The sequence below is a fragment of the Thalassomonas sp. M1454 genome, assembly GCF_007097525.1.
GTDB lineage: Bacteria > Pseudomonadota > Gammaproteobacteria > Enterobacterales > Alteromonadaceae > Thalassotalea_A.
In genome coordinates this window covers 1,090,674-1,106,654 of record NZ_VKDD01000002.1, presented here as the reverse complement: position 1 = coordinate 1,106,654, position 15,981 = coordinate 1,090,674, and the positions used below count along the sequence as shown (strand labels likewise).

General features: G+C 37.8%; 11 protein-coding genes. All 11 read left to right on the top strand.

From position 1 onward, the window contains the following. Positions 1–69 precede the first annotated feature (69 nt). The 11 genes from cysC to FNN08_RS06865 all read left to right on the top strand — a co-directional run bounded on the left by cysC (position 70) and on the right by FNN08_RS06865 (position 15,853). On the top strand, positions 70–675 hold the full coding sequence (cysC, locus tag FNN08_RS06910) for an adenylyl-sulfate kinase (protein WP_143583980.1): 606 nt from the start codon (positions 70–72) through the stop codon (positions 673–675). A gap of 231 nt (positions 676–906) precedes the next feature. After that, entirely contained in the window at positions 907–2,976 is a 2,070-nt protein-coding gene (locus FNN08_RS06905) for a M13 family metallopeptidase (RefSeq protein ID WP_143583979.1), read from the top strand. A 263-nt stretch (positions 2,977–3,239) separates the two neighbouring features. Further along, a complete protein-coding gene (locus tag FNN08_RS06900; RefSeq protein WP_143583978.1) occupies positions 3,240–8,021 on the top strand; it encodes an RHS repeat domain-containing protein in 4,782 nt (1,593 codons plus the stop codon). Positions 8,022–8,032: 11 nt separating this feature from the next. After that, positions 8,033–8,206, top strand: a complete 174-nt coding sequence (locus FNN08_RS16320) for a hypothetical protein (RefSeq protein ID WP_185962583.1) — start codon at positions 8,033–8,035, stop codon at positions 8,204–8,206. Positions 8,207–8,422: 216 nt separating this feature from the next. After that, complete coding sequence (locus tag FNN08_RS06895) at positions 8,423–8,659, top strand: hypothetical protein (RefSeq protein WP_143583977.1); 237 nt, start codon at positions 8,423–8,425, stop codon at positions 8,657–8,659. Between the two features lie 81 nt (positions 8,660–8,740). Beyond that, positions 8,741–9,364 carry a hypothetical protein gene (locus tag FNN08_RS06890; protein WP_143583976.1) on the top strand — a complete coding sequence of 208 codons (624 nt, stop codon included), beginning with the start codon at positions 8,741–8,743 and terminating at the stop codon, positions 9,362–9,364. A 44-nt stretch (positions 9,365–9,408) separates the two neighbouring features. Continuing rightward, positions 9,409–10,833, top strand: coding sequence for an O-antigen ligase family protein (locus FNN08_RS06885; RefSeq protein ID WP_143583975.1), 1,425 nt, complete (start codon positions 9,409–9,411; stop codon positions 10,831–10,833). Between the two features lie 284 nt (positions 10,834–11,117). Beyond that, on the top strand, positions 11,118–12,353 hold the full coding sequence (locus FNN08_RS06880; protein WP_143583974.1) for an outer membrane beta-barrel protein: 1,236 nt from the start codon (positions 11,118–11,120) through the stop codon (positions 12,351–12,353). Positions 12,354–12,436: 83 nt separating this feature from the next. Continuing rightward, a complete protein-coding gene (locus tag FNN08_RS06875) occupies positions 12,437–12,934 on the top strand; it encodes a polysaccharide biosynthesis/export family protein (RefSeq protein ID WP_143584642.1) in 498 nt (165 codons plus the stop codon). 8 nt (positions 12,935–12,942) lie between these two features. Next, positions 12,943–15,141 (top strand): GumC family protein, encoded by a 2,199-nt coding sequence (locus FNN08_RS06870; protein WP_143583973.1) that lies wholly within the window; start codon positions 12,943–12,945, stop codon positions 15,139–15,141. A gap of 76 nt (positions 15,142–15,217) precedes the next feature. Beyond that, positions 15,218–15,853: a hypothetical protein gene (locus FNN08_RS06865; protein WP_143583972.1), complete on the top strand. Its 636-nt coding sequence runs from the start codon at positions 15,218–15,220 to the stop codon at positions 15,851–15,853. Positions 15,854–15,981 lie beyond the last annotated feature (128 nt).

Genomic DNA, 15,981 nt, shown 5'->3' with positions numbered 1-15,981 from the left:
ACATTAGTTAGACATTACTTAGACATCAGTTAAACAATAAATAACAGCTAAACACGGACAATAAATCGCATGACAATGAAAACAGAAAACACCGTATGGCATAGCCAAGAAGTAAGTAAAAAAGACCGAGCTCAATTAAAAGGGCAAAAGCCTTGTTTGTTATGGTACACAGGTTTAAGTGGCTCTGGTAAGTCGACAGTGGCCAATGCTGTTGATGACATACTGTTTCAGCAACAATGTCATACCTACTTATTAGATGGCGATAATGTTCGCCACGGCTTAAATGGCGACCTTGGCTTTTCTGATGAAGACCGAGTGGAAAACATCAGACGAATTAGCCAAGTAGCTAAGTTATTCGTTGATTCAGGCTTAATCGTTTCTACGGCATTTATTTCACCTTTCCAGTCTGATCGCGACATGGCAAGAGACATGCTAGAGCAGGGCGAATTTATCGAAGTATTTATCGATACCCCAATCGAAATTTGTGAACAACGTGACCCGAAAGGCCTATACAAAATGGCAAGAGCAGGGGAAATCAAAGACTTCACCGGCATAAGCTCTGGCTACGACATACCGACTAACCCAGAAATACACGTAAAAACAGCCGAGCAAAGCATTGAACAATGCGCCATGCAAATCGTTAATCACTTAAAACAACACGGCTACATAAAATAAATATCAAGGTGTCAGACACCTTGAACCTCATCCAAGGACTCTAAATCAATATCAAGGTGTCTGACACCTTGATATTCACTGCTAGCTCCTAATTCCTCGCTCTATTTGTAACAATTAATGAATATTTCCCCTTATAACTAGAAATTCTAGTTAATAACTCGTAGTATCTGTTGCCAGAAAATTAAATTACATTTAATTACGTTAAATTACATATATACATGGGATAACATCATGAAAGCAGTTCTTACGGGCGCAGTATGCTCGTCATTATTATTACTTGCTGGTTGTAACGACACGCCAAGCACTAAAACCGCAGAAGTTCCTGCAACGGTAAGCCAAAAAACAGCATTAGTGTCTGGTTTAGATGCTGCCAATATGAACACGTCAATTCGTCCTCAAGATGACTTTTACTTATATGTAAATGGTGGTTGGTTAGACTCAAACCCAATCCCAAGTGATAAAACTGCGATAGGTTCATTTTATGACTTACGCGATAAATCAGATGATGATGTAAAGGCAATTATTGAAGAATTAGCCAAGCAAGACAATTTAGCTGCTGGTTCTAATGAGCAAAAAGTAGCTGACTTATTCCGTTCATACATGAACGTAGAGCAGTTAAATGCATTAGGTATTAAGCCAATTGAGCCAATTTTATCTGAAGTAGCAACATTAAAAACAAAAAGTGATGTTGTTAAATTTTTAGCTAAAGGTCAAATTTTAGGCTTAGATTCTCCACTAGCTTTTTATGTATCAATCGATGCTAAAGATTCAAGCCGTTATGCTGCGCACATTTGGCACTCAGGCTTAGGTCTTCCAGATCGTGATTACTACTTTAATGAAGGCGAGCGTTTTGTTGAAATGCGTAGCCAGTACGAACAGCACATCAACAACATGTTTACCTTAGCCGGTCAAGAAAATGCTGAACAAGCGGCTCAAAGCATTGTTGCATTAGAAACATCTATTGCTAAGTTGCACTGGACTCGAGTTCAAATACGCGACAGCGAAAAACGTTACAACAAATTTTCAGTTAGCGACTTAAATGAATTAACTAGCGACATCGATTGGTCTGGTTGGTTACAAACAATTGGCGCGGATAGCGAAAAAGATATTATTATCAACCAACCTGACTTTGTGAAAGGTTTTGGTAGCTTATTAGCATCTGTTTCAATCGAAGATTGGAAAACATACATCACTTGGAAAGCTATTAGTGCTAATGCTATGGGCTTAACTGAAGCATTATCTGATGAGCGTTTTGATTTTTATAGCCGTAAGCTAAATGGTCAAAATGAGCAAAAACCTCGTTGGAAACGCGGTGTTGGACTTGTTAACTCAAATCTTGGTGAGATAGTTGCCAAAGTGTATGTAGATCGTCACTTTAAGCCTGAAGCTAAGTCTCGTATGTCAGCGTTAGTTGAAAATTTACGTGTTGCTTATGGTGAATCAATCGACTCTTTAGACTGGATGACTGCGGACACTAAAAAAGCTGCACGCGTTAAACTTGCCGCCTTTACTCCTAAAATCGGTTACCCGGACAAGTGGGAAGATTACTCTGATATCACTATTACAGAAGGCGAACTTATCGCGAGTGTACAAAGTGCTGACAAAGTAGCGCATCAGAAGCAACTTGAGAAGCTTGGCGGTCCAATCCATGATTGGGAATGGCATATGACGCCACAAACGGTTAATGCTTACTACAGCCCAACAGCAAACGAAATTGTATTCCCAGCTGCTATATTGCAACCTCCATTCTTTAACTTAGCTGCGGATGATGCGGTTAACTACGGTGGTATTGGCGCGGTTATTGGCCACGAAATGGGCCATGGTTTTGACGACCAAGGTAGTCGATACGACGCTGATGGTAACCTTAAAAACTGGTGGACAGAGCAAGATCTTGCTGAATTTAAGAAACGCTCTGCACAATTAGTTGAACAATATAACGGTTACTACCCATTTGAAGATTTACACGTAAACGGTGAATTAACACTTGGTGAAAACATTGGTGACTTATCAGGTTTAACCATTGCTTACCGCGCTTACAAAAACTCGCTTAACGGTGAAGAAGCTCCGGTAATTGACGGTTTAACTGGCGACCAACGTTTCTTTATGGGTTACGCACAAATTTGGCGTAGCAAACGTACTGAAAAAGCAATGCGTGAACGCGTAGCAACTGACTCTCATTCACCAGGCCACTTCCGCGCATTAGGTTCATTATCAAACATGACCGAATTCGTAGAAGCTTACGGTGTTAAAGAAGGCGATGCTATGTACATTGCTCCAGAGAAACGCGTAAAAATTTGGTAATAATTAGCTTAGCTAATCACCATAATTAACTCTGTTAAGAGTTAACCCAAAAAGAGAACTTCGGTTCTCTTTTTTATTACCCATTTTCCAGTGCAACATCATTCTAGTTTCTGTCTCCCCAAAATAATTTTTGCAATTTTTCGGCTTTTAACTAACCTTATAAAGTCTATTAAGTGATTCAGTAAGGATACTGAATGTTTTAATCAAATTTAAAACACAAACACTTAATAATTTACATACTAAACATCTCAAGGAGGAGATTTATGTATTCATTTACTATTGGATTTTTCTATCCAAAATTCAAAAACGTCATTAACTGCTTGTTATTATCGAGTCTCTATTGTTTCTCTACAATAACATTCGCCGTCCAACCTTTTCATCAAGTAGCGGGCCCATTTACCGGTTATGAAAATGAAATAGGCGCTAACTATTCAGGCCTTGATTGGTCAAAACTACCTAGTTACTCAATAAACCAAGTAACCCCTGCACGAATAAACTCTTACGTATCAAGAGAGATTGATATCGTTAATAAAGGAAATACTCCAGGGGATGATATTTTTATTCGTTTCTATAACCCTGAAAACATTATGGTAGATGAGTCAGAAGTCAGTTGGAGTGGTAGCTGTTGGACCGTTGTTATGCAACCAAGTTGCATGACCTCTGGCTGGTCTATAGAAAACGCACATTATGTAGCAAATGAAATCGGTATCTGGACTGTTGAAACGGTTGAGGTAACTGGCGGGTTTGAAACATTACTCTCCAAAGAAACCTTTGAAGTCAAAGGCCGTGAAATGGAAATTACTAATGGTGGAAACTTAACGGTTTATGAAAATGACAATTCAAGAACGCCATTAGAAATCAAACTGATTGACTACGATAATGTCTCTGGCACGCCAAGCAAGGAAATCAGCTATGAAGTAATTCAGCGTCCTAAAGGCAAAGCCAGTGGCGGTTTAAATTATGTTTATGAATCAGAACCTAACTACACCAAAAGAGGTACTTTAAATGCCTACACTAACCATGAGGGGTTAGCGAAGTTGTATTGGGAGTCAGGCAATAAACCTGGCGTTTATATTATCCAAGCTACAAGCTATTGGGCACCAGAATCTCCGGTTGAATTTACAGTAACCGTTAAAGAAGGTAGAGACCCTGATAAAGAAGATGACTTTACCACCGAAGTGTTAGATGTAGGTCGAAACCAAGGTAAACCTAGACAATGTGAAGCCCTTGTTGGTAACCCGATTAACATCATAACGGGTAATAAATATGAAGAGGCAGTAGATCTCGCAAATGATAGTGAATTTGGCATAGAGTTTGTGCGTTATTACAACAGTACCAGCAATGTTGAGTTAGATATGGGACCTAAATGGAGCTACTCTTATTCGCGTTTTGTTTCAACACGCTCAGGTATTGTTAATGGATCCTCTGTAACCATAGCTGACTTACATCGAGATAATGGTGAAATTGTTAAATTTTATAAAAACAAAAAAACTTGGTTGCCTGTTTATCAAGACACTAAAACTAAGTTAATACTCTCTGGCAAAACCTGGCATTACACTAATGATAAAGGTGAAGTTGAAGAGTATAACTCCAATGGTAAATTACAAAAAATAACTCTAATTGATGGTAATGCATACACTGTTAGTTATCGTGAAGATGAAACCATATCTGAGGTAATTAGCCCAACAGGGTATACGTTAAGCTTTATTTATAAAGATGGAAAAATTGATAGGGTAGGTAGAAGATACTACGACTACCATAGTAGTAGCAACGGTATGTTAACCAGTGCTGATGAATTAGAGGGAAGAGATTTTTATTATCATTATGAGGATGAAATTGACGGCACGTTATTAACTGGCTTTAGTAATAAAGACAAAGAAAGAATTGCCATTTGGGAATATAACGACAAAGGTCAAGCTATATCAAGCTCGTTAGGTGATGGTAGTAATAAATATACTGTTGAATATCGAAACGATGGTAGTAGGACCGTCACTAACCCAAATGGTACAACATCAGAGTACTTAGCGGTTGGTCAACTTGGACTTGGCTTAATAGCTAATGCTGATGGTCCCGCTTGTGCAACAGGAGAAGATACTAACCGTAACTTCAGTTTTAACCCAGACACAAACAACTTAATGTCAAAAACCATCAATGGTGTAACCACCCGTTACGGTAACTATAACGAGCATGGTCAACCAGGTTATATAATTGAAGCTTATGGCACCGCAAAAGAACGACGCACCAATTACACTTATGATCAACAGTTTACTAATAAGATAAGCACAATTGAACAACCATCGGTTAGTGGACAAACCAAAGTAACTCAATTTAGTTATGACGACTTCGCTCATTTAACCAGCGTAACGGAACAAGGCTATGAGCCTGATGGTACAGCAATATCAAGAACTACGAACTTTGAGTATAACGGTGTACTAGGTCAAGTATCTATGATTGATGGGCCACGTGACGACATTAACGATAGCTACAGCTTTGTTTATCACGAATTAAGTAATTACTCTAGTTCAGGGAAATTAAAAACCATTATTGGACCTGATGGGAAAGTTATTAAAGATAATATTTACTACTTACAAAATGGTTTCGCTAATCAATATCTTTTATCCAATGGTACGCAAATCTTAAAGTACAGCGATATAACCTTAAATTTCTATAGAATTGTGCGTCAATCATCTGATGGAACAGCTGTGGAGCAAAGTTATACCTATGATTTTAATAATAATATTTCTTCAATTACGCTTGCTGCAGAAACAGATGATGAGTCAATAATATATTTTGAATATGACCAATCTAATCGACTTACCAAGGTAAATAACTCCTTAGGTCAGTATATAGAGTTTACGAGGGATCACAGCGATAATATTATTAGTCAAAGTGTCTTTGATGCTAATGGCGAGCTACAGCGCCAAATCGTACAGCTATTTGATGATCATAATAACCCTGCAAGTGTAATAAGTGAAAATACCAGACTCGACTCTATTTATAACCAGCATGGTTTAATAACCCAGCAAACCAACGCCAATCAAGTACAAAAAAACTATACTTACGACACCTTAAAGCGTTTAGTTAGCGTGATGCAAGATGTACAAGGCTCAGACCCTCAAACAGCAAATACTCAATATCAAATAAGCTACGATGTACATAACAACCCAGTATCAATTACCGATGCAAATGACAATGTAACTACCTACAGTTATGATGACTTTGGCAATAAATTATATGAAAGCAGCCCAGATAGAGGAAACTGGAGCCATAAATACGATAAAGCCGGTAATAAAGTACAAACTATTGATGCCAAAGGCCAAGTATTTACTTATCAATTTGATGGCTATAACCGCGCAGTTCAAGTGATTAATAACAGCGAAAATAGCGCTTATAACATAACCAACAATTATCAAAACTGTAATAGTGGCGAGGGCAAAATATGCGCCATTGAAAAAGACAATACTACACTTAACTTCCAATACAACGGCTTTGAGCAAGTCAGTAATCAAAAGCAAACGATTAGCTTAGAAGAGGGCACAATAGAAAGCGATATACTCTACAACTACGACTTAGCCGGGCGAGTTAAGCAAATAATCTATCCAAGTGGCGTAGAGCTTAACTATCTTTATGACTCAGCCGGAAATATCGCAAGCATTAATGCAAACATTAACGGCGTTAGTCAAAACTTGATTAACTCTGCCCAGCATACATTTAGCGGCAACCTTACTAGCCTTAAATTTGGCAATGGCCTTACCTTAAATAAAAGTTACGACTTAGCTGGGCGCATAACCGCAGTAGAAAACGGCCCAATCAAGCAAAACTACACATTAGATGGCGTAGGGAACATGCTTACTAAACAACAAATCGAGCAACAAATAACCTATAGTTTTGATGCATTAAATCGCTTACTAACTAGCAACAATCTTAGCAATGCAGAGCTTCATAACTACCTATATGATAAAAACGGTAACCGTACATCGTTAACAACCAATACTGATAATACAAATTACCAAATATCACCTACAGGTAACGCCATATTAGCGATAAATAGCACCCCGATTAACATTGACGCTAATGGCAACACCTTAACCAGAAATGGACAAACACTACAATACAGTCCATACAATCAACTAGAGGGCATAGCAAACGTTGCAAGCTACCAATACAACGGTTTAGGGCAAAGAGTAAGTAAAACTGACCTAACCACAAATGTTAGCCAATACTTTGTATATAACACGGCAGGGCAATTAATTAGCGAGCTAGATAATACCGGCAACCCAGTTACCGAACACATCTATTTAAACAACATGCCAATCGCCGTAATTAAACATGAAATCAACACTAGCCAAGTGTATTACGTACACACAGATCATCTAAACACACCAAGAACAATAAGCAACCAGAGCCAACAAACACTTTGGCAATGGCAATCAGATGCCTTTGGTAATGGCGAAGCAAACGAGGATGTAAACTTAGATGGAAAACAATTCATCTACAACAAACGCTTCCCTGGACAATACTATGATCAAGAAAGTGGACTACACTACAATTACTACCGTGATTACGATCCTCAAACAGGCCGCTACATCCAAAGCGACCCAATAGGACTGAACGGCGGCTTAAATACCTTTGCCTATGTTGGAGGCAACCCTATTATTTTTATTGATCCTCTAGGTTTGCGAAAATGCTCTATTCAAGAAGCTAAAGACTTGGGGTTGTCTAATGGAAATTGCTGGATAGGTACGGACGATATTGAAGGAAAATGTATTACAGCAGAATGTGCGGCAGGTGTATTACCAAACCCGAATAGAACTGATAAACAAGCATGTTATGCTATTTGCCTTGGAATGGGACAAGTGGAAGGAAAGTCGCTTGATAAATTCTTGAAAGCAAAAGCAGATAATTACAGCGAGAAAGCTTGTGAAGGTGTTAATGCGAACATTAAAATAAATAAGGTTTTAGACAAGGCTGGTGTCGCTGGGAAGTTTCTTGGTCTCGCAACCACAGGTCAATGCCTTAAAATATGCAGTGATAGCTTTAATTAAAAGGAGAAGTTATGAAGGTAATCGTTATTTTTTGCATTTTAGTATTATTTGTACTTTTGAAATTTTCAGCTCCGGAGCTAGTTTCTATTATGCCTGAATGGCTAAATGGACTTATTATTATTTTAGTTCTTGTTGGCTTACTAGTTTCTTTTATAAAGAGGTTATCAAAAGGCTCAAAAGATTAAGTAAATATAATGAAATTCGAATCTAAAACCTCGTTTGACGAGGTTTTTTTATTGTATTACTCATCATTCTTTTTTGACGTTCTGTCATGACAATCTTGCACCGTACATAATATGAGGTTTACATAGTTAACAAAGTACTACAAAAATTAACCAATAACGGTTATTATCAAAGTTATAAGCGCTATAAACGAACAAAAAATCATAGGTAATGCCGTTATGACTGATAAGAATTCTAGTCAAATTACTCCCGTTAATAATGTTGAATCAGAGATGTCGCCAGAGAACACTCGTCGCGACTTTATAAGAAGGTTTGGTAAGTTAGCTGTAGTAACTCCCGTGGCTCTGACAGCTCTAATGACACCTAATACTTCACATGCCGTAAACTCTAACGCATGTAAAAAGAGTCAAGACAAAAAAGTATGTGACAGGCTAAATGCAAATAGCGGTTTTTGATCTATAAATCTATCAAAACATAATTAGTGCAGGAGTTACTTGCAAATGATTAATGTAAATTTTAAAAAGTTGAAAGAATATATGAAACGCAAAACAACCGTATTACTGCTGTCGTTATTTTTTGTCTCGTCGGTAGTAGCAATTTCGAGTGTTAATAATGGCTCACAAATGGCGATTATTGCTGACTATGAATCACAACAACCCGTAAGTGATGAAAACTCTTTAACTCTTGATAACGATGAAGTCGATGCTGAGCAACAGGTTTTTACCGACAGTGCTGAACAAGAAACGACAAACTACCAAACAGATACCGATATTTTATTAGTTGAAACCAAAGAAGATAAAGACCGCTTAAAAAAGCAAAAGAAACAAGCAGAAAGAGAAAGACAAGCTAAATTAACGGCACAATTAAATGCTGAAGCTAAACAAACTTTAGAAAAACGCATTCAACAACAGGGCGAACCTGCAAAAAGTTTAGGTACTCAAACTGTAGTTGCCAGTGCTGCACAATCGAACGAATTAAGTGAATTGCCAGCTCAAACAACCGTTCAACCACAAGTAGCTGCATTAACCACCGAGCAGCAGGTAACCTTAAAACGCAAAGCATTAAATTTAGCACCGCCAATTCCTCCGGGAACCTTAGGTGGCGGTAATGGTAATGGCGGGCCTGGTGCTGCAACTACAACATCAGCATCAGCTAATTAATAAAGGCCCTTAAAGGGCCTTTTTATCATTTGTTAGAGTAAGCCATGTTCTTCAACGATATTTCACATTTAACTTTAAATAAAATTAAGCAAAGTATGTTTTGGTTATTACTTGCTTTACTATTTTTATTACCTATCCCATTAGGCTCTAATAGGCCTTGGGCATGGTCTGTTATGGAAATTGTGAGTTTTATTCTGATTCTAGGAATACTGTTGAGTCACTCTGTAGAACAACTGCAGCAACAGTTAAAACCATTCAAGTTTCTAATATCAGCGCTAGCAATATTTATACTCTATCAAGCGCTACAACTAATTCCATTACCACTAAATTTAATAAATGCTATTAGCCCAAATACAGCACTTATAATAAAGAGTTCCTTGTTAACAAACGATGGTTGGTATGCCTTAGCTCTAGACCCTCAGCAAGCAAAAATCGCAACAGTGAAAGCCTTGAGTTATTTTTGCATTATGCTTGCAACGTTAGTGCTTGTTAACGACTTTAAACGCTTACGAGCCCTAATGTTATGCCTTATTTTTGCTGGAACTTGGCAAGCGTTTTATGGCGCTACACTAGCGTTGTCTAATTTACCGGTTAGCCCATTTTTAAATATAAAGAACACTAGTATTGCTAGTGGCAGCTTCGTTTATAAAAACCATTTTGCCAACTTCTTAATTCTAACCTTATCGGTAGGTATTGGTTATTTAGTTGCAACCCTAGATAAGCACAAATTAAAAAACCGAAGTAATAAAGTTATTCAATTTTTACAAGCCTTAATGTCAGGAAAAGGAGCTTTGCGCATTGCGTTAGCAATCATGGTTATCGCTATTGTCTTATCTCGTTCAAGGATGGGAAATACTGCATTTTTTGTTGCGTTAACCCTCACCGGTATATTGGCTTTATGGTTGATGAAAAGCAAAAGTAAAAGCTTAATGGTTTTAATTGTGAGTTTATTAGTTATCGATACCTTTATTTTAGGCGCTTATTTTGGTTTAGATAAAGTTAAACAGCGTTTAGAGCAAACCACGATACAAACCGAGCAGCGGGTTGATGTAAATGAGTACTCCTTAGATCTTATTCGAGCCTTTCCTTTAACAGGGACAGGAGGCGGGAGTTTTTATTCAACATTCCCCATTGTGCAAGGTAATGATATTAAAAGCTTTTACGACCATGCTCATAACGAATATGTGCAGTTTGCCAGTGAATACGGTATACCAAGCTTGATATGGTTAGGGGTTTTAGTCTTATATTCACTCATTATTGCAATTAATGCGATGCGGCAACGTAATAGCCGATTTTTAAGAGGGCTAGGTTTTGGCGCCGCTATGGCTATTATAGGAATGCTGATACATATATCGGTAGATTTTAATTTACAAGCTCCAGCAAACGCTGCTTATTTTCATGTGATCTTAGCCTTAGCGTGGATAGCAAACTATGGTTTGCATTCATCAAAAACCGTAAATAAATTTTGACCACGATATCAATAAGTAAGCTGTTGCATTTTACATGTAATTAACATGTCTTAAGGGTGGTCTAATGTCTAATATCTATGATATTATCGAAGCTTAGATGCTAGATTGGGTATAAAAATAACACTGGATGTTATAGCCATTGCGCTAATTATTTAAATTGCTATTAACAAGTCAAATGGATAAAACGACTTGGTATTTATAGCAAGTGATTTAATAACTAACTTAAGGTTAGATAATAAAAATAATAATTAATTATAATAATAAATTCAGGGTTTAGAGCGTTAATGAAGTTCTCTGGTCGTTCAACAGTATTATTTTTGTGCCTATTGCAAGCAATTGCAATAGCGCCTAGCTATGCTATTGAACCACAAAGCTTTGACCTAGGTGATTTTAAATTTACGCCGCAAGTAAATGCCAAACTTAGTTACCAAGACAACTTCTTACACAACGACAATAACAAACAAGACTCATGGATCTCTAGTATTTCCCCTCAGTTCGAATTATCTCAAGCTCGTGGTTTAAATGCCTATCGAGTAAATTACCAAATTAACAATTTTACCTACCTACAAAGCAGTGAAGACAATTATACCGCCCACAAGTTAAGTGCTATAGCCGCTTTAGATTTACAAACTAGGCATCGAGTTAATTTTGATGTCAGTTATAACCGTGACTATGAAGAGCGTGGTAAAGATTATTCAATTGGCTTTGCTGATATTTTAAAAGAGCCAACTGGTTATGAAACATACAACCTAAAAGGCTTGTATAGTTATGGCGCAACGTCCTCTCAAGCCAATATTGATTTCACCTATAAGTTTTCAAAAATTAACTGGGATAGCCTATATCGTGAAGATTTAAATATCCCATTAAATGCTAAGAATATTGATGTTACCGCTAATCGAGAATATGAATCTAACAACATAGGTAGCACGTTTAATTATAAAACTGGGGCGTTCACTAAGTTTACATTTAGCCTTTCTATTGGTGAAGTTGACTATGAAAATGCACGAGTAAACGAAGCTGAACTTGATAGTGACAACGCAAGTGCCTTTTTAGGCTTTGAGTGGCAGGGCAGTGCCATAACAACCGGTTATGCCCGTATTGGTTACTCAGAAAAAGAATTTAACAGTAAAGAATGGGATGACACATCAGGCTTTCGCTGGCAAGTAGGTGTTTTGTGGACACCTCTTACTTACTCAAACTTTGACTTTTCAACAGCTCGCGCAGTATCCGAAACCAAAGGCCAAGGTAGTTATATTGAAAATACCAACTACAACCTTGCATGGCACCACCAATGGTTAGACCGACTTGCCAGTAAGATAACTGTGCAGTTTAGTGATGATATTTACGGTGATTCATCGCGTGAAGACGATAATACTAGCTATAGTGCTAGCCTCTATTATAAGATGCATCGTAATATTGATTTGTCGGCATCGTATATTCATTCAAAACGTGAAAGTAATTTTAACGTGCTCGAATATCAAGGTAATACAATTGAAGTTGGTATTACTGCATCCTTTTAAATTGGAACTTTATGACTTTCTCTGTAAAACTTCTCGCTAAGCTATTCTCTCGCAGTATTAATACAATCAAATTATTTTTTGCCATGATTGTACTTACCGCAAGCTTGCAAGCTTTAGCCAGTGACGAATATCGTTTAGACGCTGGCGATACCATCAGCATTTCAGTTTTTGGTGAGCCTGAACTAGGCAAGCAAACCCTATTATCTGATACTGGCAAAATAACCTACCCATTTTTGGGAGAGTTGACTGTTCGAGGTTTAACCGTGGTCGAGCTAGAAAGAGCTATTCATGATGGTTTAAAAGGTGACTATTTAGTTAACCCAAATGTTTCAGTTGCCATTGTTAAGTATCGTCCATTTTTTATTGATGGCGAAGTTAAAAAAGATGGTGCATATCCATACCAACCTGGCTTAACGGTGGCAAAAGCTATTACATTAGCTGGCGGTTTAACCGAACGTGCATCTACCGATAAAATCTATATCATTCGCAGTAATGACAGCACTCATACCCTTGTGCCAGTTAACTTAAATGACAAAGTTGGCCCGGGTGACGTGATCAATATTAAACAGAGTTTCTTTTAGGAAGTAATATGAGCGAGCAGTTTCCTAATCAAAACATGCATAACGATGAAATAGACTTAAAACACCTATGGCAAATCATTTACCGTAGTAAGTGGCGCATCATTGCACTTTCTGTTGTGGTTACCTTATTTGCGATTATTTTCGCACAATCGCGCACGCCTATTTACGTTGCCAGCAGCACATTGTTAATTGAGCAAGAACAATCTAAAGTTGTTGAGCTTAACGACATTTATAACGAAGCAGACTCTCGTCAAGAGTATTACTACACCCAGCTTGAAATTATTACATCGACGCCGATTGCTGAAAAAGTCGTAACCGATCTTAATTTAGTTGAGCACCCACTATTTAATCAGCCACCTAAACCTAAAAGCGGCTGGCAAAAATTTAAAGAATTACTTAATCCGCCCAAGCCTCGTGTAGAACTATCAAAAGAGCAACAACAGCAGCAAAAATTTGACTCAATCGTTGGTTATATTCTTGGTGGGATTTCAGCTTCACCTATTTCAAAAACCGAGCTAGTGGTTATTTCTTTTCAATCACATGATCCCGAGTTTGCAGCCCTTGCTGCTAATGGTGTTGCACAAGCCTATATCAATAATCATATGGAAGTTAACCTACAGCGTGTAGAGAAATCTGCAGTATGGTTAAACCGCTCACTTTCAGGCTTAAAAGAAAAGTTAACGGCGGCAGAGAATAGACTACAAGACTTTGAAGAAGACAACTCGTTAGTCGACTTAGGCGGCATAAAAAGCTTGGCGGCAAAAGAGATAGAAGAGCGCTCTAAAAATGTATTAACAGCGCAAAAGCATGAAAAAGAAATCGAACAAGTCTACCAATTGCTTAATGAAAATAAAGGCGATTTAGCAGTACTGGCAAACTTACCTGAAGTGCAAGACCACCCGAATTTAAAAGTAAGCCAACAAAAAAAACGAGAAGTAGAAAAGAAAATACTTGAGCTAAGTGTTACCTACGGACCAAAACACCCTAAAATGATCGCCGCTAATGCCGAGCAAAATAAAGTATTAGCCAATATCAATGAGCAGGTACAGCGTTTAATTGCAACTATAGGCAGTGATTATCGCAAAGCTCAGCGTGCCACTAAACGAGCTCAGGATGCAGTTGAACAAGCTAAAAATAAATACCAAAAACTAACTCGTGTCGACAGCACGCGCCGAGAATTAAAACAAGACGTTGAAACCAACTCTAACTTATACCAAGCATTCTTTAAACGCTTAAAAGAAACAGCTGAACTACAAGGTTTTGAAACTTCAGTAGGGCGCGTTGTTGACCCTGCAACAGTACCGTATGGCCCAAGCAAGCCAAACAAAAAATTAATCGTCGTATTAGCATTTATGTTAAGTGTTATGGTGGGTGTTGGCGCAACATTATTACTTGAAGCATTTAACAGCACCATCCGCAGTGTTGAAGATATCGAGTCAAAACTACACAGCAATTTACTAGGTATCGTGCCTTTAGTCGGTAGTCATATTGAGTCAAAAAGCGAGCAGAAGAAGTTAATTGAAAACCTAGATCATTATTACTATTTTAATGGTAACGATCATGCTTTCTCCGAAGCGATAAGAACACTTCGAACTAGCTTGCAACTTCTTAATTTAGATAAAAAAGTTCAGGTTATAGCGGTTACTTCAACCATACCAAGTGAAGGTAAAACATTAGTAACCAGTAACTTAGCTTTTACCTCGGCGCAGTTAGAAAAAACCATTATTATCGACACCGATTTACGCAAGCCAAAAGTTGCTAAAAACTTTAAATTATCAGGCCCCGGTTTATCTGACTATATTGCTGGAAACGTTAGCTTAGATGACTGTATTAAACACGACGAACAAGGTAATGTCGACGTGATCACAGCCGGTACTCTGCCGCCGAATCCACAAGAGTTACTGGCCTCAAATCAATTTAAAACCTTAATTAACGAACTTAAAACTCGTTACCAAAAAATTCTTATCGATACGCCGCCAATATTAGCGGTAAGCGACGCTATGATAGTTGCTAAACAAGCTGATACTTTAGTTTATGTTGTGCGAGCATCAAGTACTAAAGAAAGCCAAATAAAGGCGAGTTTGAAACGCTTACAGCAATCAAATATTCGTTTAGGCGGGGTAGTGCTTAACCAAGTTGATTTACAAAAAGCCATGGACTACGAAGAGTTTTCAGGTTATTACGATCAATATGGTTATAACTCATAAATAACTCAAACGTATGTTAAAGGCTAATAAAGGGTATCTACCAATAATTATAAAAGCTGCCTTAATAGGTTGCTTATTGCTATTAATCTTTATTGCTAGCAAGTGGGGCATAGCCAACCTAACATTTAAGCGTGCAGAGCAACTTCACTCCCAGTTAATTGATTTAACTAATTATCATTCCGTACTTATTTCACAACAACGAAATGAACAAGATCCTGCACTACGTCCAGATGACGATACAATTGACTTACGTCATCCTGAACTAGATTCAGGATCTTATCGCATTCAACAGCAAGCACTGTATCAAAACGCATTAGAAACAATAAGCACAGCCATAAACCTGCATAACAACCCACAATACTTAGAAAAAAAAGCCCAAATAATCGAGTGGGGCGCGCATCATAAACTTGAGCTGGAATACGTTAAATCATTAAATAAAGCCAAACAATTATACCTAAAATCAACCAAGCTAAGACCCTCTTGGCCTGCAACTTGGGCGGCACTCGCTTTGATTAAATGGCAATTGAACGAATTTGATGACGAACTCAAACACTACCTTAAAAACGCCCATGCCTTTGGCAAAAATACGCCAGAAGTTCACTTGGTTTGGTCGCAACTGGCAATAGCAATAAAACAAAGTAATAACGCTGAGCTAAACGCTTACTTTGCTCCTTTAAATAAAACCGCCGATTATCATATAAAAAATAACTGATATACCCCGCAGGTCCGAATTTATTCGGACGTTACCCCCGACGGGAACCGCGATTTATTCAAACCTAATCTATTAACCCTTGACTCATTAACCCTTAACCCAGTATAAATAATGCATCGCTATCAAAA